Annotated in this window: 22 protein-coding genes and 1 pseudogene; 15 read left to right on the top strand and 8 right to left on the bottom strand. The window is 67.2% G+C overall.

Annotated features, from left to right (window positions below; all coding sequences use genetic code 11):
- The first annotated feature begins 132 nt into the window (after window positions 1-132).
- From BLR57_RS00705 to argF, 10 genes are all read left to right on the top strand, one after another.
- Window positions 133-1,368 carry an argininosuccinate synthase gene (locus BLR57_RS00705; RefSeq protein ID WP_089693138.1) on the top strand — a complete coding sequence of 412 codons (1,236 nt, stop codon included), beginning with the start codon at window positions 133-135 and terminating at the stop codon, window positions 1,366-1,368.
- A gap of 3 nt (window positions 1,369-1,371) precedes the next feature.
- Window positions 1,372-2,841: an argininosuccinate lyase gene (gene argH / locus BLR57_RS00700; RefSeq protein WP_089693136.1), complete on the top strand. Its 1,470-nt coding sequence runs from the start codon at window positions 1,372-1,374 to the stop codon at window positions 2,839-2,841.
- Window positions 2,838-2,972, top strand: a complete 135-nt coding sequence (locus BLR57_RS19825; RefSeq protein WP_280140429.1) for a hypothetical protein — start codon at window positions 2,838-2,840, stop codon at window positions 2,970-2,972. The genes argH and BLR57_RS19825 overlap by 4 nt, the downstream gene beginning before the upstream one ends.
- 131 nt (window positions 2,973-3,103) lie before the next feature.
- Entirely contained in the window at window positions 3,104-3,274 is a 171-nt protein-coding gene (gene lysW / locus BLR57_RS00695) for a lysine biosynthesis protein LysW (protein WP_089693134.1), read from the top strand.
- Window positions 3,275-3,325: 51 nt separating this feature from the next.
- A complete protein-coding gene (gene lysX / locus BLR57_RS00690) occupies window positions 3,326-4,210 on the top strand; it encodes a lysine biosynthesis protein LysX (protein WP_089695425.1) in 885 nt (294 codons plus the stop codon).
- A complete protein-coding gene (gene argC / locus BLR57_RS00685) occupies window positions 4,207-5,250 on the top strand; it encodes an N-acetyl-gamma-glutamyl-phosphate reductase (protein ID WP_089693132.1) in 1,044 nt (347 codons plus the stop codon). Before lysX ends, argC begins: the two co-directional genes overlap by 4 nt.
- Before the next feature lie 21 nt (window positions 5,251-5,271).
- On the top strand, window positions 5,272-6,216 hold the full coding sequence (locus tag BLR57_RS00680; protein ID WP_089693130.1) for an acetylglutamate/acetylaminoadipate kinase: 945 nt from the start codon (window positions 5,272-5,274) through the stop codon (window positions 6,214-6,216).
- Complete coding sequence (locus BLR57_RS00675) at window positions 6,216-7,352, top strand: aspartate aminotransferase family protein (protein WP_089693128.1); 1,137 nt, start codon at window positions 6,216-6,218, stop codon at window positions 7,350-7,352. The genes BLR57_RS00680 and BLR57_RS00675 overlap by 1 nt, the downstream gene beginning before the upstream one ends.
- Entirely contained in the window at window positions 7,349-8,434 is a 1,086-nt protein-coding gene (locus BLR57_RS00670) for a [LysW]-lysine hydrolase (RefSeq protein WP_089693126.1), read from the top strand. Before BLR57_RS00675 ends, BLR57_RS00670 begins: the two co-directional genes overlap by 4 nt.
- A complete protein-coding gene (gene argF, locus BLR57_RS00665; protein WP_089693125.1) occupies window positions 8,434-9,330 on the top strand; it encodes an ornithine carbamoyltransferase in 897 nt (298 codons plus the stop codon). Before BLR57_RS00670 ends, argF begins: the two co-directional genes overlap by 1 nt.
- Window positions 9,331-9,669: 339 nt before the next feature.
- Here the strand turns inward: argF and BLR57_RS00660 are convergent, their stop codons facing one another.
- Window positions 9,670-10,134 carry a histidine kinase gene (locus tag BLR57_RS00660; RefSeq protein ID WP_089693123.1) on the bottom strand — a complete coding sequence of 155 codons (465 nt, stop codon included), beginning with the start codon at window positions 10,132-10,134 and terminating at the stop codon, window positions 9,670-9,672.
- Between the two features lie 171 nt (window positions 10,135-10,305).
- On the opposite strand from BLR57_RS00660, the gene BLR57_RS00655 reads away from it, so the two are divergent.
- From BLR57_RS00655 to BLR57_RS00640, 4 genes are all read left to right on the top strand, one after another.
- Complete coding sequence (locus BLR57_RS00655) at window positions 10,306-12,495, top strand: ATP-dependent DNA helicase (protein WP_089693121.1); 2,190 nt, start codon at window positions 10,306-10,308, stop codon at window positions 12,493-12,495.
- 181 nt (window positions 12,496-12,676) lie between these two features.
- Entirely contained in the window at window positions 12,677-13,387 is a 711-nt protein-coding gene (locus tag BLR57_RS00650; RefSeq protein WP_089693119.1) for a hypothetical protein, read from the top strand.
- A gap of 31 nt (window positions 13,388-13,418) precedes the next feature.
- A complete protein-coding gene (locus BLR57_RS00645; RefSeq protein WP_089693117.1) occupies window positions 13,419-15,599 on the top strand; it encodes an amino acid permease in 2,181 nt (726 codons plus the stop codon).
- A gap of 85 nt (window positions 15,600-15,684) precedes the next feature.
- The gene (locus tag BLR57_RS00640; protein WP_089693115.1) at window positions 15,685-17,037 is read left to right on the top strand and encodes a cytochrome P450; all 1,353 of its coding nucleotides are present in this window, start codon (window positions 15,685-15,687) and stop codon (window positions 17,035-17,037) included.
- Window positions 17,038-17,040: 3 nt separating this feature from the next.
- Here BLR57_RS00640 and BLR57_RS00635 read toward each other — a convergent pair whose 3' ends face one another.
- From BLR57_RS00635 to BLR57_RS00625, 3 genes are read right to left on the bottom strand one after another with little or no spacing between them, the layout of a single operon-like run.
- Window positions 17,041-17,559, bottom strand: coding sequence for a 2'-5' RNA ligase family protein (locus BLR57_RS00635; protein ID WP_089693113.1), 519 nt, complete (start codon window positions 17,557-17,559; stop codon window positions 17,041-17,043).
- Between the two features lie 51 nt (window positions 17,560-17,610).
- Window positions 17,611-18,459, bottom strand: a complete 849-nt coding sequence (locus BLR57_RS00630; RefSeq protein WP_089693112.1) for a hypothetical protein — start codon at window positions 18,457-18,459, stop codon at window positions 17,611-17,613.
- Between the two features lie 50 nt (window positions 18,460-18,509).
- Window positions 18,510-18,695, bottom strand: coding sequence for a DUF7554 family protein (locus BLR57_RS00625; RefSeq protein ID WP_089693110.1), 186 nt, complete (start codon window positions 18,693-18,695; stop codon window positions 18,510-18,512).
- Window positions 18,696-18,815: 120 nt separating this feature from the next.
- Between BLR57_RS00625 and BLR57_RS00620 the strand changes: the two genes are divergently transcribed.
- Complete coding sequence (locus BLR57_RS00620; protein ID WP_089693107.1) at window positions 18,816-19,946, top strand: SPFH domain-containing protein; 1,131 nt, start codon at window positions 18,816-18,818, stop codon at window positions 19,944-19,946.
- Window positions 19,947-19,951: 5 nt separating this feature from the next.
- Here the strand turns inward: BLR57_RS00620 and BLR57_RS00615 are convergent.
- The 4 genes and pseudogenes from BLR57_RS00615 to BLR57_RS00600 form a co-directional block, all read right to left on the bottom strand.
- Window positions 19,952-20,654: pseudogene (locus BLR57_RS00615) on the bottom strand (maleate cis-trans isomerase family protein).
- Between the two features lies 1 nt (window position 20,655).
- Window positions 20,656-22,314: a hydantoinase B/oxoprolinase family protein gene (locus BLR57_RS00610; protein WP_089693105.1), complete on the bottom strand. Its 1,659-nt coding sequence runs from the start codon at window positions 22,312-22,314 to the stop codon at window positions 20,656-20,658.
- Complete coding sequence (locus tag BLR57_RS00605) at window positions 22,311-24,329, bottom strand: hydantoinase/oxoprolinase family protein (protein WP_089693103.1); 2,019 nt, start codon at window positions 24,327-24,329, stop codon at window positions 22,311-22,313. The genes BLR57_RS00610 and BLR57_RS00605 overlap by 4 nt, the downstream gene beginning before the upstream one ends.
- 162 nt (window positions 24,330-24,491) lie before the next feature.
- Window positions 24,492-25,484, bottom strand: coding sequence for a ribonucleotide-diphosphate reductase subunit beta (locus BLR57_RS00600; protein WP_089693101.1), 993 nt, complete (start codon window positions 25,482-25,484; stop codon window positions 24,492-24,494).
- Window positions 25,485-25,489: the final 5 nt, after the last annotated feature.

Genomic DNA, 25,489 nt, shown 5'->3' with positions numbered 1-25,489 from the left:
TCTCTCCCCTCGACCCCGAGTTTGAAACTACAGACTCACAAGCCTTCGTACCGCCTATAGGCATCTCTGCTCCTTTATTTCATAAATCTAAAACCAAGAATTTAATACCCTCAAAGGGGGACTGTGAGGTACATGACAAAGCGCGTCGCCCTCGCATTCAGCGGAGGACTCGACACAACAGTTTGCGTTTCGCTGCTCAAAGAGGAGTACGGCTACGACGAAGTGGTCGGCGTCACCGTCGACGTCGGCCAGCCCGAGTCGGAGTTCGAGGAGGCTAAGGAGACGGCCGACGCTCACGGCCTCGATATCCACGTCGTCGACGCCAAAGACGAGTTTGCGGAACTCTGTTTCGACTCCGTCCGCGCGAACGCGACCTACCAGGGCTACCCGCTCGGGACGGCACTCGCCCGCCCGATCATCGCCAAGGCGATTCTCGACGTCGCCGAAGAAGAGGACTGTGAGGCCATCGCCCACGGCTGTACGGGAAAGGGCAACGACCAGCTCCGTTTCGAGGCCGTCTGGCGCTCCTCGGACCTGACCGTCATCGCCCCCGTCCGCGAGATGGGACTCACCCGCGAGTGGGAGAAACAGTACGCCGACGAGAAGAACCTCCCCGTCCAGGCCGGTAACGACGGCGTCTGGAGCATCGACACCAACCTCTGGAGCCGTTCCATCGAGGGCGGCGAACTCGAAGATCCGAGCTACGTGCCCCCGGAAGACATCTACGAGTGGACCGACGACCCGGCCAACGCGAGCGAGGCCAAGCTGGTCGAAATCGAGTTCGACAACGGCTATCCCGTCGCCGTCGACGGCGAAGAGATGGCTCCCGCCGACCTCATCGAACACCTCAACGCCCTCGCCGGAAAATTCGGCGTCGGCCGCACGGACATGATGGAGGACCGCATGCTCGGGCTGAAGGTCCGCGAGAACTACGAACATCCGGCGGCGACGGTGCTTCTCACCGCCCACGAAGGGCTCGAACAGCTCGTCTTGACGAAGGAGGAGCGTGACTTCAAGGTGCAGGTCGACAACCAGTGGGCCCAGAAAGGCTACGAGGGTCTCGTCGACGCCCCGCTCGTGGGCGCGCTCGAAGGCTTCATCGAGAAGACGCAGACGAAAGTCACCGGCAAAGTGACGGTCAAGCTCCAGGGCGGCCAGTGCCGCCCCGTCGCCCGCGAGTCCGCATACTCCGTCTACTCCGAGGAGGTCGCCTCCTTCAACACGAAGACGGTCGGCGACATCACCCAGGAGGACGCCACCGGCGTCGCCAAATACCACGGCTTCCAGGGCCGCCTGGCCAACGACGTCGCCAAGGGCGTCGAGAAGCCGGAACTGGCCGCCGACGGTCAGGGCGAGAGCGAGGAATAACGAATGAGTGACGAGGAATCCGCAGGCTCGGGGGTCATCCGCCGCGACCGCTTCAGCGGCGGCCCCGCGCGGGGGTTCCTCTCCAGCCTCGCGGCCGACGAGCGCATCTTCGCCGCCGACCTGGCGGTCGACCGCGCGCACGTCGTGATGCTCGCCGAGCAGGATATCGTCGACGACGACGTCGCCGGCGAGATTCTGACCGCGCTCGACGACGTGGAAGACGCTGGTCACGAGGCACTCCCCGACGGGGAGGACGTCCACGAGGCCATCGAGTCCGCGGTCATCGAGCGCGTCGGTCCCGACGGCGGGAAGATGCACACCGCCCGCTCGCGCAACGACGAGGTGGCGACCTGTATCCGCTACCAGCTCCGCGCCGACGTCCTCGAAGTCGTCGAGGATACCCTCGCGCTACGTGAGGCACTGGTGGAGACCGCAGCGGAGCACACCGAGACGGTGATGCCCGGCTACACCCATCTCCAGCCCGCCCAGCCGACGACCGTGGCACACTATCTCCTCTCGTACGAGGCGGCGGTCGCCCGCGACACCGCTCGGCTGCTGGACGCCTACGACCGCATCAACCAGTCGCCGCTCGGCGCGGCCGCGTTTGCAGGCACGCCGTTCGACGTCGACCGCGAGCGCACGGCCGAGTTGCTGGGGTTCGATTCTGTCCTTTCGAACTCGATGGACGCCTCCTCCGCACGCGACTTCCTCGCGGAGACCCTCTCCGCGCTTGCGACGCACGCGACGACGCTCTCGGGGCTGGCGGAGGACGTGATCATCTTCGCGAACAAGGGCTACGTCGACCTCTCGGACGACTACTCGTCGACCTCGTCGATCATGCCCCAGAAGAAGAACCCCGACACGCTCGAACTCGTCCGGGGCAGTGCCGGCGACGTCGTCGGCGACCTCACCGGGCTGCTCACGACGCTGAAGGGGCTTCCCCGTGCGTACAACCGCGACCTGCAGCGTGCGCACGGCCACGCCTTCGACGCCGTCGACGTCGTGGCGAACGCGACTGACGTCGCGGCCGGTGCGGTGGCGACGGCGACGTGGAACGACGAGACCCTCGCCGACGAGGCCGCAGACGGCTTCTCGACGGCGACCGGCGTCGCCGACCTGCTGGCGATGGCGGGGCTGCCCTTCCGGACGGCCCACGAGGTCGTCGCCGAGGCAGCCGCCGAAGCGGAGGGCGAGAATCCGAGCGTCGCAACACTTGACGCTGTCGCAGAGGAGGTATTAGGTGCCTCACTATGGGAATACGTGACCCGCGACGCCGTCGAGGCCGCGCTCGACCCGGCCCAGAGCGTCGCGTCCCGTGACTCACAGGGCGGGCCTGCCCCGTCGGCGGTCGCCACAGACCTCGACGCGGCGGAACAGGACCTCGCCACCGACACGGAGGCACTCGCCGACCGGCAGGACGCGCTCGTCGCGGCCGCCGAGACGCTGGCCGACGAGGTGAGCACGTATGAGTGAGCCGACCCTTCTTCGACGACTTCGACGACTCCGACCCCGACGACCGGACGGCGCTGTCGTGGGTGGCCGACGACCGCGGCCGCCACGACCGCAGCCACCGTCCCCGTTCGGGGACATCTAATACACTCTGAATTCCGACAGTAAATTCAGACACGGCGGACACAGGCCTTCTAACTCCCCGTAGCGTAGCCTGCAGTTTCTGTTAATTTTCTGATAACTTCGATGGGTTTATGGTATCGAACACCGAACGCAGGAGTACACCATGACCGAAGCAGAATGCGTCGAATGCGGGGCCGACGTCACCCTCGCAGACGACCTGGAGACAGGAGAGATCATCGACTGTGGGACCTGCGGTGCGGAACTGGAAGTGCTCGACGTCAACCCGCCAGTCCTCGACCGAGCCCCGGAGCTCGAAGAGGACTGGGGGGAGTAAATTGCACGGCACGAACTCACAGCGCCGACTGACCCAACAGGAGTGGTCCGCGTGAACGTCGGTATCCTCTACTCCCGTATTCGCAAGGACGAGAAGCTTCTCCTCTCGGAGCTTCGCGATCGTGGCCACGAGGTCACGAAGATCGACGTCCGCAAGCATCGATTCAGCCTCGACGGGACGACCGCACCGGTCGACGACCTCGATATCGTCGTCGACCGCTGTCTCTCGACCTCGCGGTCGCTCTACGCGACGCAGTTCCTCGACGCCTACGGCGTGACTGTCGTCAACAGCCCCGAGACGGCCGACATCTGTGCGGACAAGGCCAAGAACAGCCTCGCGCTCGCGAAGGCGGGCGTCCCCACGCCGAAGACGGACGTCACGTTCACCAAAGAGAGCGCGATGGAGTCCATCGAGAACTTCGGCTATCCGTGTGTCCTGAAGCCGGTCGTCGGCTCGTGGGGACGGCTGATGGCCAAGATCGACTCCGAGAGTGCCGCCGAGGCCATCCTGGAGCACAAGGCCACGCTCGGCCACTACGAGCACAAGGTCTTCTACATCCAGGAGTTCGTCGAGAAGCCGGGCCGTGATATTCGTGTCCTGGCGACCGACGGCGAACCCGTCGCCGCGATGGTCCGCTCGTCGGACCACTGGCTGACCAACGCCGCGAAGGGTGCGACCGTCGAAGCGTTCGACCTCGACGACCGCGCGCTCGAACTCGTCGAGAAGGCGAGCGACGCCGTTGGCGGCGGTCTGCTCGGGATCGACCTCATGGAGACGGGTGACGACTACACCGTCCACGAGGTCAACCACACCGTGGAGTTCAAGGCACTGAACGACGCCGTCGGCGACACCGCCGACGTGCCCGCCGCAGTCGTCGACTGGCTGGAAGCGAAGGCCGCCGAAGCGAACGGCGAGGCCACGGAGGTCTCCGCATGACGGACACACTCTCGGCCGCCGTCGTCGGCGGCTCCGGCTTCACGGGCGGGGAACTGCTCCGCCTGCTCGACGGCCACCCCGAGTTCGAGATCGCACAGGCGACCTCTCGGGAGTACGAGAAGAAGACGCTCGGCTCGGTCCACCCGAACCTCCGCCATCTGGACACGCGCTTCAGCGACCCCACCGACCTCGAAAGCGTGGACGTGCTGTTCGCCGCGACGCCGCACGGCGTCTCGATGCAGCACATCGACGCCTTTCAGGACGCCGCGGACACCGTCGTCGACCTCTCGGCGGACTTCCGTCTCGATTCGGAAGAACAGTACGACGAGTGGTACGACGGCCACAGCTGTCCCGAATACCTCGAAAAGTCGGAGTACGCACTTCCCGAGATCAACCGCGAGAACCTGCCCGGTGCGGACCTCATCGCGGCGGGCGGCTGTAACGCGACGGCGACGGTGCTCGGCCTGAAGCCGCTCTTCGACGCCGGTATCCTCGAGGGCGACGAGCAGGTCGTCGTCGACGTGAAGGTCGGCTCCTCGGAGGGTGGCGCGAGCGCGGGCAAGGCATCGAGCCACGCCGAGCGTTCGGGCGTCGTCCGTCCGTACGCGCCGACCGGCCACCGCCACGAGGCCGAGATCGAGCAGTTCCTCGGCCTCTCGGTGTCGTTCACCGTCCACGCGGTGGACATGATTCGCGGTGCGTCCGCGACCTGTCACGTCTTCCCCACCGGCCCCGTCTCGAAGGGCGATATGTGGGGGGCGTACAGAGAGAGCTACGACGACGAGCCGTTCATGCGGATGGCCTCGGGCGGCGGTGGCGTCTACCGCTACCCCGAGCCGAAGGCCGTCGCCGGCACGAACTTCGGCGAGGTCGGCTTCGAGGTCGACCCGTCGAACAAGCGGCTCGTGGTCTTCTCGGCCATCGACAACATGATGAAAGGCTCGGCCGGGCAGGCGGTCCACGCCGCCAACGTCGCGCTCGGTCTCGAAGAGACAGCCGGGTTGGAGTTCACCGGCTTCCACCCTGTCGGAGCTCCCTAGCCAGACGACAGGAGAACACCAATGACACACTACACGCGCGAGGACCTCCTCGCCGCACACGACGACCTCATCGACGCACAGGCTCAAGATTGCCTCTACACGGACGGGGGCGAGCCGCGAGAGCCGCCAGTCGTCGTGAAGATCGGCGGCGCGCGCGCCGTCAACCCGGAAGGGGCGGTCGGAGACATCGCGCATCTCGTCGCCAACGGCCGCAAGGTCGTCGTCGTCCACGGCGGGTCGACGGCCGTCGACGAGACGCTCGAAGAACTCGGCGAGGAGCCGACCTACGTCGAGACGCCGTCGGGCGTCTCGGGACGGTTCACCGACGAGCGTACGATGGAGGTGTTCACGATGGTGATGCCCGGCAAGCTCAACACGGAACTCACCGCGACCCTGCGTGAGGCCGGCGTCGACGCGCTCGGCCTCTCCGGCGTCGACGGCGGGCTGCTGACTGGCAAGCGCAAGTCGGCCGTCCGCGTCGTCGAAGATGGGAAGAAGAAAATCAAGCGCGGTGACCACTCGGGGAAGATTACCGACGTCAACACCGAACTCCTCGAGACGCTGCTCGACGACGGCTACACGCCCGTCGCGACCGTCCCGATGCTCGCCGACGACGGCGTTCCCGTGAACGCCGACGCCGACCGCGCGGCCGCCGCCGTCGCGGGCGCGCTCGGCGCGGAACTCGTCGTCCTCACCGACGTCGAGGGCGTCTACGCCGACATCGACGACCCCGAGAGCCTCATCTCGTCGGCGACGACGCCCGCGGATTTGGATGCACTCAAAGACGCCGCCGAGGGCTTCATGACGAAGAAGGTCATGGCGGCCACGGAGGCACTCGAAGGCGGGGCCGCGAAGGTCATCGTCGCCGACGCCAACGTCCGTGACCCCATCACGACGGCACTGCAGGGCGGCGGTACGCACGTCGAACCCGGCGTGCTGGTCGATGCAGAGGAGGTCGAGCAGTAATGAGCGGTTTCGTCTTCAACGAGAAGCCCATCACCATCGAGTCCGGTGAGGGGCCGTATCTCTACAGCGACCGGGGCACGAAGTTCCTCGACATGGGCGCGAACTACGCCGTCACACCGCTCGGCCACTCCCATCCCGCAGTCACCGAAGCGATTCAGGAGCAGGCCGAGAAGCTGACCTACGTGCAGGCCTCGTACCCCGTCGACGTCCGCACCGAACTCTACGAGAAGCTCTCGGTGCTCGGGCCAGGGAATTTGGACAACGTCTGGCTCTGTAACTCCGGGACGGAGGCCAACGAGGCGGCAATGAAGTTCGCCCGCGCAGCCACGGGCAACTCGAAAATCGTCGCTACGAAGCGCGGTTTCCACGGCCGCACGATGGGCGCGCTGGCGATGACGTGGAAGAAGAAGTACAAAGCGCCCTACGAGCCGCTCGCCGGCGACATCGAGTTCGTCACCTACGGCGATTCTGAAGAATTGGCCGAGGCCGTCGACGACGAAACCGCCGCGGTCTTCCTCGAACCCGTCCAGGGTGAGGGTGGAATCCACCCCGCGACGGTCGACTATCTCGAACACGCCCGCGAAGTGACCGAAGATGCGGGTGCCGCGCTCGTCTTCGACGAGATTCAGACCGGCGTCGGCCGGACGGGAACGCTCTGGGCCTGCGAACAGGCCGGTGTCGTCCCGGATATGCTGACGGCCGCGAAGGGCATCGCCAACGGCCTCCCGCTGGGAGCGACGCTCTGTGCCGACTGGATTACCGAGGACTTCGGCGACCACGGCTCGACCTTCTCGGGCGGGCCGGTCGTCTCCGCCGCGGCGAACGCGACCCTCGACACCATCGTCGAAGAGGACCTGCCGGCGCACGCAGGGGAGCTCGGCGACTATCTGATGGAGAATATCCAGACAGCAGCCGAAGAGCACGACCTGCCTGTCCGCGACGTGCGCGGCCAGGGCCTGATGGTCGGCATCGAGGTCAAGCGCGGTGCCAATAGGCTGCTCAAACAGCTCGCGCTCAACGAGCAGATTCTCGCGCTGCCCGCGGGTCGGTCGGTGCTTCGGCTCCTGCCGCCGCTCGTCATCGACGAGAGCCACGCCGACCGCATGACGGACGCGCTGACAGAGGTGCTCAAATGAGTACCGTCAAGCTCACCGAACAGACCGAGGAAGCCATCGACACCGAGGCGCGCCAACTGCTCTTCGACCTCGTCTCGACGCCGTCGGTGTCGGGCGAGGAGGAGGCGGCAGCGCAGGTGCTCGTCGACTACTTCGAGTCTCACGACCGCGAGGTCTGGATCGACGACGTCGGCAACGTGCGCGCACCCGCCGACGACCGCGTCCTCTTGACCTCTCACATTGACACCGTCCCCGGCGACATCCCCGTCGAAGTGAAAGACGGCGAGGGTGATTCCGGGGCGTCGCTGTGGGGTCGCGGCAGCGTCGACGCGACTGGCCCGCTGGCGGCGATGGCCGTCGCGGCCGTCGAGACCGGCATGAGCTTTATTGGAGTTGTTGGCGAAGAGGTCGACTCCCGCGGCTCGCTCCACGTCGTCGAAGAGGGCCGCGACGCGCCCGGCGCGGTCGTCAACGGCGAACCCAGCGGCTGGGAGGGCATCACGCTCGGCTACCGTGGCCTGCTCGCGGGCACCTACGTCGCCACGAGCGAATCGGGACACACCTCCCGTCCGGAGAACAATGCGATTCAGGACGGGTTGGACTGGTGGCGGAAGGTCGAAGACGCCTTCGAGACCGACGAGTGGACGCCCGTCTTCGAGCGCGTCACCTGCAAGCCCGTGACGATGTCGGGCGGGACGACCGAGGACGGTCTCTCCGTCGAGACGACGATGGACATCCAGTTCCGCGTCCCTCCGGAGATGACCATCGACGAAGTGCGCGAGATCGCGGACTCGAAACTCAACGGCGGGACCGTCCGCTGGTACGACTCCGTGCCGCCGGTGATGATGAGCCCCCGGACCGACGTGGCTCGGGCGTTCCGCGTCGCCATCCGCCAGGCTGGCGGCGACCCCCGCCTGCTCCGGAAGACCGGCACGAGCGACATGAACGTCTTCGCGGGCGAGTGGGACTGCCCGATGGTCACCTACGGCCCGGGCGACTCGGACCTCGACCACGCGCCCAACGAACATCTCCCGCTCGACGAGTACGACACCTCTATCGACGTCCTCGTCTCGGTGTGTGAACGCCTCGGAGGTGACGAGTGATGTTGGACGTCGACCATCTCGTCGACATCGACACGCTCTCGCCCGAGGACCTGGAGACCGTCTTGGACCGCGCGGAGGCACAGAAATCCGGCGCGGATGACACCCAACTGCCGCAGACGACGATGGGGATGCTCTTCGAGAAGCCCTCGACGCGGACGCGCATCTCCTTCGAGACCGGGATGACCGAGCTGGGCGGCCACGCCATCTTCCTCGGTCCCGAGGACATCCAACTCGGCCACGGCGAGCCGCTGAAAGACACCTCGCGCGTCCTCTCGCGCTACGTCGACGTGGTGATGGCACGGCTGTTCGACCACGCCGACCTGCTGGAGATCGCGACCTACTCGGACGTGCCCGTCGTCAACGGCCTGACCGACGAGGCCCATCCGTGTCAGACGCTGGCTGATCTGCTGACCATCAGAGAGGCCTTCGACGGCTTCGACGACGTGCAGGCGACGTGGGTCGGCGACGGCAACAACGTCGGCCAGTCGTTCGTCCTCGGCTGCGCGCTGGCGGGCATCGACCTCACGGTCTGCACCCCGCCGGAGTACGGCATGAGCGACGCCGTCCTCAAACGCGCCGACGAGTTGGGACATGCTCCCGAAGTCGTCGAAGACCCGGTCGAGGCCGTCTCTGATGCAGATGTGCTCTACACCGACGTCTGGGTCAGCATGGGTCAGGAGGACCGGCGCGCGGAGAAGCTGGCCGCCTTCGACGGCTATCAGGTCAACATGGACCTGCTGAGCGAGACCGACGCGGTCGTGATGCACTGTCTCCCCGCCCACCGCGGCGAGGAGATCACCGACGACGTGTTGGAGTCCGACCGCGTGCTCGTCTGGGACCAGGCAGAGAACCGCCTGCACGCCCAGAAGGGGCTGCTCGTCGAGTTGATGGAGTAGGTCCCTTTCGGCGATTCACTTCTATTTGACGTTGGACTACGCAGCGTCAGCGGTAGCTATGCAGTCTCTCGCTCCGCCAGCAACAGTAGTAGCGAGACGACGACGGCTGCTCGCGCTCCGAGACGCCACACCCTCCCCAGCCGACTCCTTCGCTCGCTTCACTCGCTCAGTCGTCCCTCGCGCACATGGCGTGACACGGAGGTCACGCCAGCGCGCGCCGTCGGTGGCCGGGAGAAGTGCAGTCGCTCCGGTCGCTCCGGTCGCTCCAGTCGCTCCGGTCGCTCCAGTCGCACGGCATGGAACGCGAGAAAAATCCGCGATGTTACACAGTCGGCTGTTTCACAGCTCCCGAACGAACGGGAACACGGCGCCCAAGACGCCGCCGTAGACGACATGGCCGACGAGGCTCGTCGGGTTGAAGTTCGGCAGCGGGGGCGCGCCCGCGAAGCCGACCGCACCGAGCCAGACCGGCATGACGAGGGCTGCGAGGAGTATCCAGAGGACGACCCCGTAGGCGACACCCAGCCCGACACTCTTCGGGAGCCCCTCGCCGACGCCGAGCGCGTTCGCGAGTCCGACGAAGGCGACCCCGAGAATCGCCGAGTGGCTCATGTGGATGACCCAGCCCGCCGCGCCGCCGGAGAGACCGTACATCGCGGGAATCGCGACCTCGATGACCGGCGTCATCATCGTCGTGAGCATGACACCCATCACGGCTCCCCCGGCGAGTCCGGCCGCGAGACCGCCTTTCCAAGCACGCTGTTCGGTCGGTGTGACAGTCGGTGTCATGGTTTTGGTTGACATCGTATACCACGATTCACCGAGAACCGGCAAAACGCTAGGTCGGCACGGCAGGCGCGACGCACCGGGGAGATAGTTTGATATCGGCAGCGCGTGAACTTCTCTGCTCCAACGCCGGTTCACTTCCACCCCGCTTCCCGAGGGTTTTACCCCGATGACGACCAACCTCGCGTAGTGGCTGACTCGACCGGACATCTGCAGTATTTCCCCTACGACGCGCCCTACCCGAACCAGGAGGAGGCGATGGACCGCATCGCCAACTCGCTGGCGCGCCAGCAGGACGTCCTCCTGGAGGGTGCGCCCGGTACTGGCAAGACCCTCTCCGCGCTCGTCCCCGCCCTCTACCACGCCCGCGAGGAGGACAAGACCGTCATCATCACGACCAACGTCCACCAGCAGATGCGACAGTTCGTCGCCGACGCCCGCGCCATCACCAAGCAGAAGCCGATTCGCGCGGTCGTCTTCAAGGGCAAGGCCTCGATGTGTCACATCGACGTGGGCTACCAGGAGTGTCAGACCCTGCGCGATACGACCCGCAGCGTCGTCGAGAAACGCGCCGACAAGGCGGAGTTGAAACAGCGCGAGCAGGCCCTCCTCGACCGGATGCGCAGCGGCGACGAGGACGCTGCGGAGGCCCGCAGTGCCGTCGTGGACGAACTCGACACCATCGACCAGGAGCTGGAGGACATGGAGTCGAGCAACGTCTGTGACTACTACTACAACAACCTCGTCGAGGACACCGGCGACTTCTTCGACTGGCTGTTCGAGGACGTCCGCACCCCGGACGACATCTACGAGTACGCCGAGGAGCAGGGCTTCTGTGGCTACGAGTTGCTGAAGGAAGGGATGGAGGGCGTCGACCTCGTGGTCTGTAACTACCACCATCTACTCGACCCGATGATCCGCGAGCAGTTCTTCCGGTGGCTCGACCGGGACCCCGAGGACGTCATCACCGTCTTCGACGAGGCGCACAACATCGAGTCGGCGGCGCGGGACCACGCCACCCGCACGCTGACCGAGAACACCCTGGAGAGCGCGCTCGACGAACTCGACGACGTCGACGACTCCCGCGCCGAGTTCGCTCGCAACGTCATCGGCGCGTTCTGCCGCGCGCTGAAGTCGACCTACGAGGAGAACCTCCCGTCCTACGAGCGCGACGACGTCGGCGACAACTGGCACGACGTCAGTATCGCCAGCGACGAGCGTCGCGACGACCTGACGATGAGCTTCCTCCAGAACTACGAGGGCCGCGGTATCGACAAAGAGGTCGAACTCGCGCTCCAGCTCGGCAAGTCGCTCGACGAGGACTACGAGCAGGCGTACAAGGACGGCGAGACGACGACGCGCAAGGAGTGTCAGACCCAGCAGGCCGCGGCGTTCATCGCGGCGTGGATGGACGACGGCGGCAAACTCGGCCAGCATCCGATGTGTTCGGTCCGTCGTGACGGCGGCACCGAGGAGATCTACGGCCGCGCGGAACTCTACACCTGTATCCCCCGAGAAGTGACCAAGGGCCTGTTCGAGGAGGTCTACGCCAGCGTCCTGATGAGCGCGACCATCCGCCCGTTCGACGTGACCGAGGACGTCCTCGGTCTCGACGACGTGGCGACGCTCGCCTACGGACTGGAGTACCCGGAGGAGAACCGCCGCACCTACGCCGTCGAGGGCCCGGCACTGTTCGCCAGCGCCCGCGGCGAGCGGGAGACCCAAGAGACCGTCACGGCGACGCTCCGCGACGTCATCCGCTTTACGCCGGGCAACGCGCTGCTCTTCTTCCCCTCCTACGCGGAGGCCGAACGCTACTACGAACGGCTCGGCGGCGGGCAGGGCCTCGTCGACGGCGACAGGCGAACGGAGTTCTTCCTCGACGAGGCCGGGACGCCCACCGAAGACCTGCGGCAGGGCTTCGTCACCAGCGACAACGGCGCGCTGTTCACCTCGCTGTGGGGGACGCTCGCGGAAGGGGTCAGTTTCGACGGCGACGACGCCCGGACGGTCGCCGTCGTCGGCGTCCCCTATCCGCATCTCTCCGAGCGCATGGAGGCGGTGCAGGACGCCTACGACCGCGCCTACTCGGACCGCTCGAAGGAAGCTGGCTGGCGGTACGCCGTCGAGATTCCGACGATTCGCAAGACGCGACAGGCACTCGGTCGCGTGATTCGCTCGCCCGACGACTTCGGGGTTCGCGTCCTCCTGGACAAACGGTACACGAACAACGACATGGGCAAGTACAGCGTTCGCGGAAGTTTCCCGCCCGAGGAGCGCGAGGAACTCATCGACATCGGCCCGGACAAGCTGAAGTTCGCGATGATGAACTTCTACACCGACCACGCTGCCTACGACGGGCCGCCGCCGAAGCCGTAGCGGCGTCGTTCGATTCGGCGTGTGACTTCGTTACTCCCGGGAGACACAGCGACACTTCGGCGAGGCTGATGGCCGAATCCCGTGCGACGGCCGAACCGCCACGTTCTGGACTACGAGCGAGCCTCGTCGGGGATGCAACCCCGCGAAGGATTGAAGCGATTTGGGCGGGAATAGTGGAGCCATGACGGTCAGTATCGAAAATTTGACAATCCTCGTCCCGGTCGATATCTCGGAGGCGGAACCGCCCGCCCTCGACGTCCTCGACCACCTCGGTGCCGTCGAGGTGGTCCTCCTCGGCTACTTTCCGGTGCCGGACCAGGCCGAACCGGCACTGGTCAGAGACCAGCACGGCTCCGAGGCCGCAGACCGCCTGGACGCCATCGCCGACGACCACGGCGGTCTATCCGAGGTACTCGTCTTTACACACGACCGTGAGGCCACCATCGACCGCGTCGCCGAGGAGTACGACTGCGACGCGGTGCTGGCGGCCGGCCGTTCGACGGACGTCGACCGCATCCTCGTCCCGCTCCGCGGGGACGTGAACCTCGACCGAATCCTCGCCGTCGTCGCCGACCTGCTGCTGGCGGGCGACGAGACTGCCACCCTGTTCCACTCGGTCGCGGAAGACGCCGACCCGAGTCAGGGAGAACTCCTCCTCATGGGTGCTGTCGACCGGCTGGTCGAGTACGGGGTCGACCGCGACCGGGTCGACTGGCGGCTCGCAGAGGGCGGCGACCCACAGACCGACATCGTCGAACTTGGCGTGCAGTACGACCTCGTCGTCCTCGGCGAGAGCGAGCCTTCGCTCCGCGAGCGCATCATCGGAGACGTCCTCTCGGGGATCGTCGACGCGCTCGAACCACCGGCGCTCATCGTGAGGGACGTCGAATGAACCCACACGCCACGAGACGGAGCAGAGACAGATGAGCCTCGAGGGCGGTGAACTCGAACGGACGCTGGGCTTCGTCGAGGCGATGACGCTCGGCGGCGGGACGATGATCGGTGCGGGGATATTCATCCTCCCGGGCATCGCCGCCGAAACCGCCGGCCCCGCGAGCGCGCTCTCCTACGCCATCGCCGGCTTTGTCGCGCTGCTCGCGGCACTGTCGCTCTCCGAGTTGGCGACAGGAATGCCCATCGCCGGTGGGAGCTACCACTACGTCAACCGCGCCCTCGGCGGGCTCTTCGGGTCGGTCGTCGGCTGGGGCATGTGGACGGGACTCATGTTCGCGAGTGCGTTCTACATGATCGGCTTCGGGCAGTATCTCGTCGAACCGATTCCGTTCCTCGACGGGCGACTCTTCGTCGTCGGTCTGGGGCTCGTCGGGTTGGTCCTCCTCCTCGGGGTCAACTACTACGGTACCGAGGAGTCGAGTGCCTTCCAGAACGTCACCATCGGTGTCGAGACCGCCATCATCCTCGTCTTCGTCGCCGTCGGCGTGTTCTTCATCGACCCCGGAAACCTCGAACCGTTCGCCCCCTTCGGAGCCGGCGGTGTCGTCGCCACGACCGGTATCGTCTTCATCTCCTTTCTCGGCTTCGAGATCATCGCCACCGTCGCGGGCGAGATCAAGAACCCCAGTCGAACCATCCCGCTGTCGATGATCCTCTCGGTGGTGCTGGTGACGATACTCTACGTCCTCGTCATGCTCGTCAGTACGGGGGTGATTCCCTTCGAGTCGCTCGGCGACTCGCCCATCCCGGTTTCGGACGTAGCCGTCGTCTACCTGGGTCCAGCGGGGGTGGTCGCCATCGTCTTCGCCGCCATCATCGCGGCGATATCGAGCTCGAACTCCTCGATACTCGCAGCCTCGCGAGTCATCTACGCTATGGGGAGAGACGGCGTCGTGACCGACTGGTTCAACGTGAGCCACCCCCGGTTCTACACGCCCCACCGAGCGATCGCCGCCACCGGCGGCGTGACGACACTGCTGATCCTCGCCGGCCTCGAAGTGGAGACGATCATCGCACTGCTCGCAGAGGCGGCGAGCTTCAGCTTCCTCGTCGCCTACTCGCTCGTCCACGTCTCGCTCGTCGTCTTCCGGCGGGCAGACCCGGACGGCTACGACCCTTCGTTCGCCCTTCCACGGCCGCTCTACCCGGCCGTCCCGATACTGGGTGTGGTGCTGTCGCTCGTCGTCGTCTCACAGATGGCGACCGTCGTCATCGTCATCGGGTCGGGCATCGTCGCCTTCGGCGTCGTCTGGTACGCGACCTACACCCGGGGGCGGGTCGTGAGCGAAGGGCTCCTCGGCGAGGCGATTCGCGGGACGCCGGCTGAGCCGTTCCGCGTGGTCGTCCCGGTTTCGAATCCGGCGACACAGCACGGACTCCTCCGTCTGGCGGCGGCCAGCGCGCACGCCAACGCGGACCGTGGGACGCCCGAACTCGTCGCGGTCAACGTCACACCAGCCAACCCCTCACCGTACCAGAACGTCGAGGCCGACCGCGCCAAGCACCAGCGTGACCTGCTCGAAAACGCCCACGACATCGCTGCCCAGATGGACGTCACCCTCCGAACGAGGGCGGTGGTCGCTCCCGACGTCGGCGAGGCGATACTCGACGTCCTCGAAGAGGAGGCAGCCGACGAGGTCGTCCTCGGCTGGGACGGAACGCTCGACCGCGACGGCCACGTCTTCGGCGCGACGGGCGACTCGGTCGTCCGGAACGCCCGCTGTGACGTCTCGCTCGTCGACCTCAGACGCGAGACCGTCGGGACGCCGGTGGCACTCATCGCCCCGGGCCACAACGCGCCGGTCGTCGCACACCAAGCGGTCGAGTTCGCGGCCGTCGACGGGACGGTCCCGACCCTACTGAACGTCCAACCGTCCCGAGGGACGGACGAGTCGGACGCCGAAGAACGAGGACGGTCTATCGTCGTCGACGCCGCCGAGGCGGCGGGACTCGACCCCAGCGAGTACGACGTTCAGGTCGTCGTTGCCGACGACGTCGGGCGGGCAGTCGTCGAAGCAAGTCGCCAGTTCGACACCGTCTGTGTCGGCGTCTCGGGACGAGCCGAGGGGGCTCGAATCCCCTTCGGGACCGTCACCGAACGGGTCGTACACGACGTCCCGGGCAACGTCGTCTTGGTACGCGGTGCGTGAGCCGGGCGAACCCGTTGTGAGCGTGAATCCAGCAACGACGTCTGCAGACGAGCCATTCATTGTCGTGCGGCCCAACAAACAGTCGATGAGTATCCAGCCCCCTGGACCGAAGGGTGTCCCCGTCTTCGGGAACAGCAACCAGTATTCCAAGGACCCCTTCTCGTTCATGACGGCCTGTGCGGACGCCTACGGCGACGTGGTCCACTTCGACCTCGGGCCGATGCCCGTCTACATGCTCACCAACCCCGACGACATCGAGCAGGTGTTGGTGACCGAGGACGCGAAGTTCAGCAAGCCCTCCTTCCAGGACGAGGCGATGGGCGACCTGCTCGGCAACGGGCTGCTCCTCAGCGACGGCGCGGAGTGGCGCAAGCAGCGACAGCTCGCCCAACCCGCGTTCAACCCCGCCCGTATCTCGACACTCGGCGAGATGATGACCGCAAAGACCGAAGGGATGCTCGCCGACTGGCAGGCGGGCGACGTCGTCGACATCCAGCTGGAGATGGCGCGGCTCACCGTCGAGATTATCGTCGACGCGATGCTCGGCTCCTCGCTCGACGAAGAGCGTATCAAAGTGGTCCAAGAGAACCTCGAACCCCTCGGCGCGCGCTTCGAGCCGAACCCGATGCGCGTCATCGTCCCCGACTGGGCACCGACGCGGGAGAACCGCGACTACAAGGGCGCGATTGCGACCATCGAGGGCATCATCGACGACATCGTCGAAGAGCGTCGCGGGACGGAGTACGACCACACTGACCGGGACGACGGTGAGCCGATGGACCTGCTCTCGATTCTCCTCCGCGCACAGGACCGCGGCGAGCAGACCGACAAACAGCTCCGCGACGAGATGATGACGATGCTGCTCGCGGGCCACGACACGACCGCGCTGACACTGACGTACTTCTGGTATCTCCTCTCACAGCATCCCGACGCCGAGGCGCGCATCCAACAGGAGGTCGACGAGGTCCTGGGTGGTAAGTCTCCGACGGCCGCCGACGCTCGGAAACTCGAATACACCGACCGCGTGCTCCAGGAGACGATGCGGCTCTATCCGCCGGTCTACACGATGTTCCGCGAGCCGAAGGTCGACGTCCGCCTCGGCGGCTACCGCGTCCCCGAGGGGTCGGGCGTCATGCTCCCGCAGTGGGTCGTCCACCGGTCCGAACGGTGGTACACGGAGCCGGAGAAGTTCGACCCCGACCGCTGGCTGCCCGAGCGACGGAAGGAGCGGCCGCGGTTCGCCTACTTCCCGTTCGGCGGCGGTCCCCGCCACTGCATCGGCAAGCAGTTCTCGATGCTGGAGGCGAAACTCATCGTCGCCTCGGTGGTCCAGGAGTTCGAACTCGACTACCTCCGCGACGAGCCGTTCTCGCTGCGCGGCTCCCTGACGATGCATCCCCGCGAGCCGATGGGGATGCGGCTGCAGTCGCGGCAGTAATCCTCAGCCCGAGAGGCGAATCGTCGCCGCCGACTCTCTGAATTCGGTCGTCCAGAGGTCCAGTTTTCGGACGGTCCACGTGGTCTCCTCGACGTCGAGCGCGGCCAACGCCTCCGCGTCGGCGACGGAGCCGCCGCGGGCGAGCGTCACGTGCGGCACGTAGTCCTCGCCCTCCAGCCCGTCGATGGGGTCGAACTCGTTGCACAACCGCTCGTGGAGCGCGGCGAGGGCGGGGCTGTCGACGGCGAGGTAGACGACCGGGCCGGTCCCGCGGGTCGGCCGCTCGAAGTAGTCGATGCCCGTGATTCGGGCGTCGAAGGGAGCCACGTCCGCGAGCGGGCCGCGGAGCTGTTCGCGGAGTCTGGGCAGCGCGGTCGCGGCGGTTGGTTCACCGGCGTCGCCGAGCCGTTTGACGACGAGCGTGTACCGCTCGCGGACCGTCTCGAACGCCGTGAGCCGCGGATGCAGCTCCGCGGCGAGTCGCTGGACCGCACCCGGAACGGGGACGTTCAGACTGTACACGGACGAAGGTGCCGGAGCGACAGTTTGTAGCTGTCGGTGTCGCCAGTCGACTCAGAGATAGCCGACCGCCGCGAGCCGGCTCCCCATCGTGAACGAGACGGTCTCCGGGTCGGCGTCGGCGGGGCGAACCGTGAGACAGACTGCGTTGAGCGACTGACTGCCGCGGTGACGGCCCGTCCACTCGACGGCGTAGCCGTCAGTGTCTGTCCCCGCGTCGTCTCCCTCGGTGTCCGTCTCCCCATCATCTCCGTCCCACGTCACGGACGCCTCCGGCTGGACCGTCCCGGTCGCGAGCGGGAACCGTCCGACGAGGCCGTCGCTGCCGGACGAGACGGCCGCGAGGTCGACCACGCCCGGCGTCGTCACCGGGCGGTCGGGGCTGGTGGCGCGGATGCTGTCGTCGCTGAACGCGACGCCGACACCGAGCGTCCGGAGTTCGGGCGTGACGGAGCGACGACCGAACGGGATGTCGGCCGTCGGCGACGCGGTCGGCGCGGCCGCGGCCCACAGCCAGTACCGGTGACGCTGGCCGTCCGCGTCGTCTCGCGGTCCGAGGCGGTGACAGACGACGGCGAAGTCGGCGAGAATCAGCGTGCCGGTACCGTCGTCGTGGCCGTCGCCGGTCGTCAGCTGTCTCGTCCACGCGCCGACGAACGTCGTGTCGGCGTCGTCGGGTTCGTCGCCGAGTCCCCACACGCCGCCGTCGCCGTAGCGGTCGGCCATGCGAGCGACGTAGTCGTCGAACGTGTCGCGGGAGAGTGCAGTCTCGCGGGTTTCGAAGCCGCTGCCGGAGGCACCCGCCTGAATCCACGGCGGAACCGTACAGCCAGCGGTCGTCGCGAGCGTACCGAGGGCGACAGCACCGCCGAGCTGTCGGAGGAACGTGCGTCTAGAGGACATCTCGGACTATCCGTTCGCCGAGGAGAAAGCGTTCGCGTTCCGTCTCAATCTCAGATGCGGTCGAAGAACCACAGCACGATGAGACCGATGATGAGGATGCCGAGCAACGGCCGCAGCGGGCCGAGCAGATCCCCGAGCAGTCCGAGGACGCCGCCGACGATTTCGAGGGCGAACCAGACGATGACCAGGACGAGGACGATCTTCAAGAGGTCCTCGACGTCGACTTTTGCACGCATATCTGGAATGTCACGGCCGACGGACAAAAGCCCGATGGCCCCGTGTCGTAGGCTTGTCACGAACGGCCGACGAGTGTCAACGGAGAAAAACGTAACACCCACCGACGAGAAGGGGCTGTCATGACGAGCGTCTTCCGCCAACTCGGCCGCATGACCGCGGGCGAGTTTCCGACCCTGACCGCCCTCACCGTGGGGCTGGTATTCGTCGGCCTGGTCGCCCTGGCCTTCCTCCCGCCCGCCACGGTCGTCGGTCTCCTCCTCCTCATCCTCCTGGTCGCGACCGTCGTCAGCGCGGTCGAGATCGTCCAAGCTTACGAGAAGCGTGTCCTGACGATCTTCGGCGAGTACCGCCGCGTCCTCGAACCGGGCATCACCATCATCCCGCCGTTCGTCTCCCGCACCTACGCGTTCGACATGCGGACCCAGACGCTGAACGTCCCCCAACAGGAGGCCATCACCGAGGACAACTCGCCGGTCACCGCCGACGCCGTCGTCTACGTCAAGGTGATGGACGCGAAGAAGGCCTTCCTCGAAGTCGAGGACTACAAGAACGCCGTCTCCTATCTCGCACAGACGACGCTCCGGGCCGTCATCGGCAACATGGAACTCGACGAGACCCTCAGCCGCCGCACGGAGATCAACAGCCGCATCCACGAGCAGTTGGACGGCCCGACCGACCCGTGGGGCGTCCGCGTCGAATCGGTCGAGGTGCGGGAGGTCAAACCCAGCGCGGGCGTCGAGGACGCGATGGAGCAGCAGACCTCCGCCGAACGTCGTCGCCGCGCGATGATTCTCGAAGCGCAGGGCGAACGCCGCTCGGCCGTCGAGGAGGCCCAGGGGGCCAAGCAGTCGAACATCATCCGCGCACAGGGTGAGAAACAGGCGCAGATCCTCGAAGCACAGGGTGACGCCATCTCGACGGTGCTTCGCGCCAAAGCCGCCCAGTCGATGGGCGAGCGCGCGGTCATCGACAAGGGGATGGAGACCCTGGAGAAGATCGGCCAGGGCGAGTCGACGACGTTCGTGTTGCCCCAAGAACTCACCTCGCTCGTCGGCCGCTACGGCAAACATCTGAGCGGGAGCGACGTGCAGGAGAGTGCCGGTCTCGAATCCAAGGGCTTCGACGAAGAGACGCGCGAACTGCTCGACCTGGAGAGCATCGACCGGATTACCGACGGGCTGGACGTCGAGGACGGCGAACGGCCGGAGGTCGAGGAACTCGACGCGTTCGACGCCGAGTCCGTGGACTGAGCCGCTCAGCCGAGCGTCGGCGAGGGGAGTGCTCCGGGCAGCCCGTCGCTATCGAGACCGGTCACCCGACAGAGGTCCCAGAGCGTCGCGAGGTTGCTCGTGACCACCGGACGCCGGTCGCGAAGCTCGTCGACAGCGGCGAGCGTCGGATAGTTCGTACACGAGACGAACAGGGCGTCGACGTCGGGCGTCGCTCGGCGTGAGTCGTCCGATGTCCGTGTTGCGCTCGATTCCCCGTCCGTCCAGGCGGACGACGTCGAACCCGGCTTCTGCCAGATACTCGCGTTCTCGTTCGTTCAACTCGGCGACGTACGGGGTCGCCACGGCGAGGCGCGTCGCGTCCAACGCGTCGAGCAGCCGCCGGACCGAGAGTGCCGTCGCGACCGCCGGGACGCCTGCTGCGTCGGCGAGTCGGGTCTCCAACTCGGCGTCGAAGCCGTGGCCGTGGACGAGACTCCCCGTCGTACAGGCGTAGGCGACGGCGTCGACCTCGGCGTCGCCCAGCCGTGCGGCCGCGTCGGCCGCGTCGTCGGCCATCGCGTCGAGTCCCTCGACGGTCACGTCGACGAGCGGCATCCGCGCCGCGTGGACCGAGACGTCCGCGGGCGTCCAGCCCGCGAACTCGGGTTCGACCGTCGTGTTCGAAGAGGGGACGACGACACCCAGCCGGAGCCGCTCGCCGTGGTGTGTCGGGTCGGGCGGCGTCACGTCACTGCTCCCCCGCCGTGTCGTCGACTTTTCCGTCGCTGCGGTCTCGGTCGCGAAGGGTCGGGTCCCGGTCTGCCGGGTCGCCGTGGCCGCCACCGCCGGGCGTCAGGACGGTGACCGTGGTGTCGGCGTCGACGTCGACTGAGGTCTTCGCGGCGACCGGGTCGCCGTCGATGAGGTTCCGGCCGACCGCACCGTCCTCGCCACCGGCGAGACCCTTCGGGGGGACGCGCCGCCGTTCGGTGAGTAGCGAGACGGTCGCGTCTTCGAGGACCGTCACCGACCGTTCGATACCGAGTCCGCCGCGGTAGCGGCCGTCGCCGCCGCTGTCGGGGCGAAGACCGTAGCGTTCGACGTGGAGCGGGTACGCCGTCTCCAACGCCTCGACGGGCGTGTTGAGCGTGTTGGTCATACCGACCTGCACGCCGTCCATCCCGTCTTTCGTCGGCCGCGCGCCGAAGCCGCCCGCGATGGTCTCGTAGTAGGTGAACGACCCCGTCCGACTGCCGACGATGAGGTTGTTCATCGTCCCCTGGCTCCCCGCCGGGACGCGGTCGGGGACCGCGGTCCCGAAGGCCGCGAGCACCACGTCGGTGACGCGTTGGCTCGTCTCGACGTTGCCGCCGACGACGGCCGCCGGGAGGTCGGGGTTGAGCAGCGACCCCTCCGGCACGTCGAGCGTCACCGGGTCGTAACAGCCCTGGTTCGGCGGGATCTCCGGGTGGGTGACCGCGCGGACGACGAAGTAGACCGCGCTCTTGGCGACCGCGAGCGGCGCGTTGAGGTTGCCCGGGACTTGACTCGCTGTGCCCGCGAAGTCGACGTGGATCTCGTCGCCGTCGACGGTGACGGCGGCCTCGATGGGGATTTCGACGTCTGCGGGGTCGACGCCCGACCGGTGTTCGAGCACGCCGTCACCCTCCAACACGTCGCGCGCCGTGTACGTCCCGTCGGGGAGGTCGCGAATCTCGGCCGTGACGCGCTCGCGGGAGTAGTCGATGACCGCGTCGAACGCGTCGAGGACGAGGTCGCCGTGTTCGTCGAGCAGGTCGCCGAGCCGCTCCTCCGCGCGGTCGTTGGCCGCGAGCTGTGCACGGAGGTCGGCGCGGCGTTCGTCGGGCGTTCGCACGTTGGCGAGGACGAGCGACATGACGTCTTCGACGACCTCGCCGCCGGTGACGAGCCGCACGGGTGGCAGCCGGAGTCCCTCCTGGTAGATCTCTTGGGCACCCGCTGGCATACTGCCGGGCGTCATCCCGCCGACGTCGGCGTGGTGGGCGCGGGAGACGGCGTAGCCGACGATCTCTCCCCTCGGTGCGAGCGGCGAGACGAGCGTCACGTCCGGGAGATGGGTCCCGCCGTCGAAGGGGTCGTTGAGCATGAAGACGTCACCCGGTTCCGGGTCGCGGTCGCGGACGGCCTCGACCGCCTCGGGCATCGCGCCGAGATGGACCGGGATGTGTTCGGCCTGCGCGATCATCCGCCCCTCGGCGTCGAAGAGCGCGGTCGAACAGTCCTGTCGCTCCTTGATGTTCGGCGAGTACGAGCCGGTGATGAGCACCTGGCCCATCTCCTCGGCGACGCTCTCGAACTGGTTGCGGAGGATTTCGAGCGTGACGGCGTCGATGGCCGTCTCGTCGTCCGACTCCGAGCCCGTCATCGGTCCACCCCCGTGAGCGCGAGCGCGCCGTCGGCACGGACCGTCGCCTCCCACGTCGGCGGGACGACGACGGTACTCTCGTCGCTCTCGACGACCGCCGGGCCGGAGACCACCTCACTCGGCGGAAGTCGCTCGCGGGCGTAGACGGTGGTCGACTGTGGCCCGTCGACGTCCGGGAAGTAGGCGTCGCGCTCGTCGACGACGGCGTCGCCGGGCGCGTCGTAGCTGACGGCCGGGTCAGGCCGCTCGACGACAGCCTCGACGCGGACGTTGACGAGGTCGACCGACTCGTCCATCCGGTAGCCGTAGCTGGCCTCGTGGGCCGTGTGGAACCGCGATTCGGCGGTCTCGGGGTCGAACGGCCGGTCGACGGCGACGGTCTGTTCGAAGCTCTGGCCCGCGTAGCGGAGGTCCGCTTTGCGCGTGAGGACGGCGGCGTCGGGGTCGCTACACTCCTCGCGGACGGCAGCTTCGAGTTCCGCGTACGTCGATTCGACTCCCTCGACGTCGACGTCTGCGAGCGACTCGCGGCGGGTCCGGACGGCGTCGTGTTTCTCGTCGGCCGCGAGCAGGCCGAACGCCGAGAGGACCCCACAGCCGCGGGGGACGACGACGGTGCCGACGCCGAGGCGGTCGGCGAGCGAGGCCGCGTGCATCGGGCCCGCGCCGCCGAAGGCGACGAGGCCGAAGTTCCGCGGGTCGTAGCCGCGTTCGAGCGTGACGGCGCGAATCGCGCGGGTCATCGTCGCGTTGGCGACGCGGTAGACGCCGCGAGCGGCGTCGAGCGGCCCGTCCAGTCCCGCCTCGTCGGCGAGACTGGCGAGCGCGTCGCGGGCGGCGTCGACGTCGATGGAGAGTTCGCCGCCGAGGCTGGTGCTCTCGCCGACGTAGCCGAGGACGACGTTCGCGTCGGTGACGGTCGGCTCGGTCCCGCCACGGCCGTAACAGGCCGGTCCGGGTTCGGCACCCACGGACTCGGGACCGACGCGGAGCGCGCCGCCGGCGTCGACCCAGCCCATGCTGCCGCCACCGGCTCCGACGGTCGTCACGTCGACCATCGGCGTCTTGATGGGCCGGCCGTTGATTTCGGCGTCCGTGGTCTGTTCGACCGCGCCGTCACGGACGAGACTCACGTCGCTCGACGTCCCGCCCATGTCGAAGGTGACGAGACCGGCGAGGTCACGGTCGGCGGCGACGTCGCCGACGCTCGCGCGAGCACCGACGACGCCCGCGGCCGGGCCGGACATGCAGGTCCGGACCGCGTGGGTCCGCACGGTCGTCGCGTCGGTGATTCCGCCGTTGGCCTGCATCACGCTCGGTTCGGGGACACCCGCGTCGGCCGCGCGTTCGACCAGTCGGCCGACGTAGCGGTCGATGGCCGGGGTGACGTAGGCGTCGGCGACGGTCGTCGAGGTCCGCTCGTACTCGCGGAACTCCGCGAGGACCTCGTGGGAGACGGAGACGGGCAGGTCGAGTTCGGCGTCGAGGACGTCCGCGACGGCCTCCTCGTTCTCCGGATGGGCGTAGGCGTGGAGCAGACAGACGGCGACGGTCTCGGCGTCGCTCTCGCGAATCGAGGCAGCGACGTCGCGGACGGCGTCGGGGTCGACTGCCTGCGTGACGCCGTCGGCCGTCGCGCGCTCGTCGACCGTGAACCGGCGACGGCGCGGGACCAGCGGTGCCGGTTTGTCGGCGTCGAAGTCGTACAGCGAGGGACGCTCCTGGCGGCCGATCTCGAGGACGTCGCGGAAGCCTTCGGTGGTGACGAGCACCGTCTCCGCGCCGTCTTCCTCCAAGAGGGCGTTGACCGAGACGGTCATCGCGTGGGCGAAGTCGTCGATGTCGCTCGGGACGACGCCCGCCTTCTCGCAGGCCTTCTCGATGCCCGCCATGACGCCCTCGCTCTGGTCGGCCGTGCTCGGCACCTTGGCGGTGACGAGTTCCGAGTCGCGGAGCAGGACGACGTCGGTGAACGTCCCGCCGACGTCGACGCCGACGACGGTTCTGTCGCTCACGCGGGACACCTCCGAGAGTCACCGGGAGAGAAAGAGCGGGGAGTCGTGTGTCTGAGACGCATACCGAGAGGCGCGTCCCGAAGGAGGGTATAGTTGACGCCCTGCGGCACGTGCGGGCCGAGCGGATGGCTCGCCTGGGGGGCGGTTCAGCGGTTCGCCGGGCTACCAGTCCAGCGACCCGCCGGACTGGTACTCGGTCACCGTCCGCTCGAAGAAGTTGCTCTCCTTGTTCAGGTCGACCTGCTCGGCGAGCCACGGGAACGGGTTGTCGGTGTCGTAGACCTCGTCCATGTCGAGCTGGTGGAGCCGCCGGTCGGCGACGTACTCGACGTACTCGACGAACTGGTCGGCGCTCATGCCGAGGATGCCCTTGGGACAGGCTCCGCGGGCGTAGGCGGCTTCGAGGTCGACCGCCTCGCGGATCAGCGACTCGACCTCGGCTTCGAACTCGTCGGTCCAGACGCCGGGGTTCTCCTCGCGGATGGTGTTGATGAGGTCGACGCCGAAGTTGAGATGCAGCGACTCGTCGCGCATGATGTAGGCGAACTGCTCGCCGACGCCGACCATCTTTCCGCGGCGTTTCAGCGCGAGCATCATCGCGAAGCCCGCATAGAAGAAGATGCCCTCCATGATGACGTAGAAGCCGACGAGGTCCCGGAGGAACGCCCGGACGTCCTCGTCGGTGTCGATGGTGAAGTCGTCGCGGTCGATGGCGCGGGTCAGGTCGACGACGAAGGCGTCCTTCTCCTCGATTGCGGGCACGCGGTCGTACATCCCGTAGAGGTAGTCCGGCTCGAAGCCCAGCGAGTCACAGCAGTAGATGAACGTGTCCGTGTGGATGGCCTCCTCGTAGGCCTGTCTGAGCAGATACTGGCGACACTCGGGGGCGGTGACGTAGTCGTAAACCGCGAGGACGATGTTGTTGGCCGTCAGCGACTCCGCGGTCGAGAAGAAGCCGAGGTTCCACTCGACGAGCTGTCGCTCTTCGGCCGAAAGGGCGTCGCCCTGCCACTGGCTGACGTCGTCCTGCATGGGCACCTCCTCGGGCACCCAGTTGTTGGCGACGCCGTCGCGGTAGTACTCTCTGGCCCACGGATAGTCGATGGGGAGGATCTTGTTCGGGTCGTGCTGGCTGTCGGTGTCGATGATAGGCATGGATG

It is taken from the genome of Halogranum gelatinilyticum, from assembly GCF_900103715.1.
GTDB classification, from domain to species: Archaea; Halobacteriota; Halobacteria; order Halobacteriales; family Haloferacaceae; genus Halogranum; species Halogranum gelatinilyticum.
This window is presented reverse-complemented; position numbering and strand designations above follow the sequence as displayed.

What these genes read in the sequence shown, in the direction of transcription:
- BLR57_RS00705 (WP_089693138.1), top strand. Translation starts at nt 133, where the DNA reads ATGACAAAGCGCGTCGCCCTCGCATTCAGCGGAGGACTCGACACAACA.
- argH (WP_089693136.1), top strand. Translation starts at nt 1,372, where the DNA reads ATGAGTGACGAGGAATCCGCAGGCTCGGGGGTCATCCGCCGCGACCGC.
- lysW (WP_089693134.1), top strand. Translation starts at nt 3,104, where the DNA reads ATGACCGAAGCAGAATGCGTCGAATGCGGGGCCGACGTCACCCTCGCA.
- argC (WP_089693132.1), top strand. Translation starts at nt 4,207, where the DNA reads ATGACGGACACACTCTCGGCCGCCGTCGTCGGCGGCTCCGGCTTCACG.
- BLR57_RS00680 (WP_089693130.1), top strand. Translation starts at nt 5,272, where the DNA reads ATGACACACTACACGCGCGAGGACCTCCTCGCCGCACACGACGACCTC.
- BLR57_RS00675 (WP_089693128.1), top strand. Translation starts at nt 6,216, where the DNA reads ATGAGCGGTTTCGTCTTCAACGAGAAGCCCATCACCATCGAGTCCGGT.
- BLR57_RS00670 (WP_089693126.1), top strand. Translation starts at nt 7,349, where the DNA reads ATGAGTACCGTCAAGCTCACCGAACAGACCGAGGAAGCCATCGACACC.
- argF (WP_089693125.1), top strand. Translation starts at nt 8,434, where the DNA reads ATGTTGGACGTCGACCATCTCGTCGACATCGACACGCTCTCGCCCGAG.
- BLR57_RS00660 (WP_089693123.1), bottom strand. Translation starts at nt 10,134, where the DNA reads ATGTCAACCAAAACCATGACACCGACTGTCACACCGACCGAACAGCGT.
- BLR57_RS00650 (WP_089693119.1), top strand. Translation starts at nt 12,677, where the DNA reads ATGACGGTCAGTATCGAAAATTTGACAATCCTCGTCCCGGTCGATATC.
- BLR57_RS00645 (WP_089693117.1), top strand. Translation starts at nt 13,419, where the DNA reads ATGAGCCTCGAGGGCGGTGAACTCGAACGGACGCTGGGCTTCGTCGAG.
- BLR57_RS00640 (WP_089693115.1), top strand. Translation starts at nt 15,685, where the DNA reads ATGAGTATCCAGCCCCCTGGACCGAAGGGTGTCCCCGTCTTCGGGAAC.
- BLR57_RS00630 (WP_089693112.1), bottom strand. Translation starts at nt 18,459, where the DNA reads ATGTCCTCTAGACGCACGTTCCTCCGACAGCTCGGCGGTGCTGTCGCC.
- BLR57_RS00625 (WP_089693110.1), bottom strand. Translation starts at nt 18,695, where the DNA reads ATGCGTGCAAAAGTCGACGTCGAGGACCTCTTGAAGATCGTCCTCGTC.
- BLR57_RS00620 (WP_089693107.1), top strand. Translation starts at nt 18,816, where the DNA reads ATGACGAGCGTCTTCCGCCAACTCGGCCGCATGACCGCGGGCGAGTTT.
- BLR57_RS00610 (WP_089693105.1), bottom strand. Translation starts at nt 22,314, where the DNA reads ATGACGGGCTCGGAGTCGGACGACGAGACGGCCATCGACGCCGTCACG.
- BLR57_RS00600 (WP_089693101.1), bottom strand. Translation starts at nt 25,484, where the DNA reads ATGCCTATCATCGACACCGACAGCCAGCACGACCCGAACAAGATCCTC.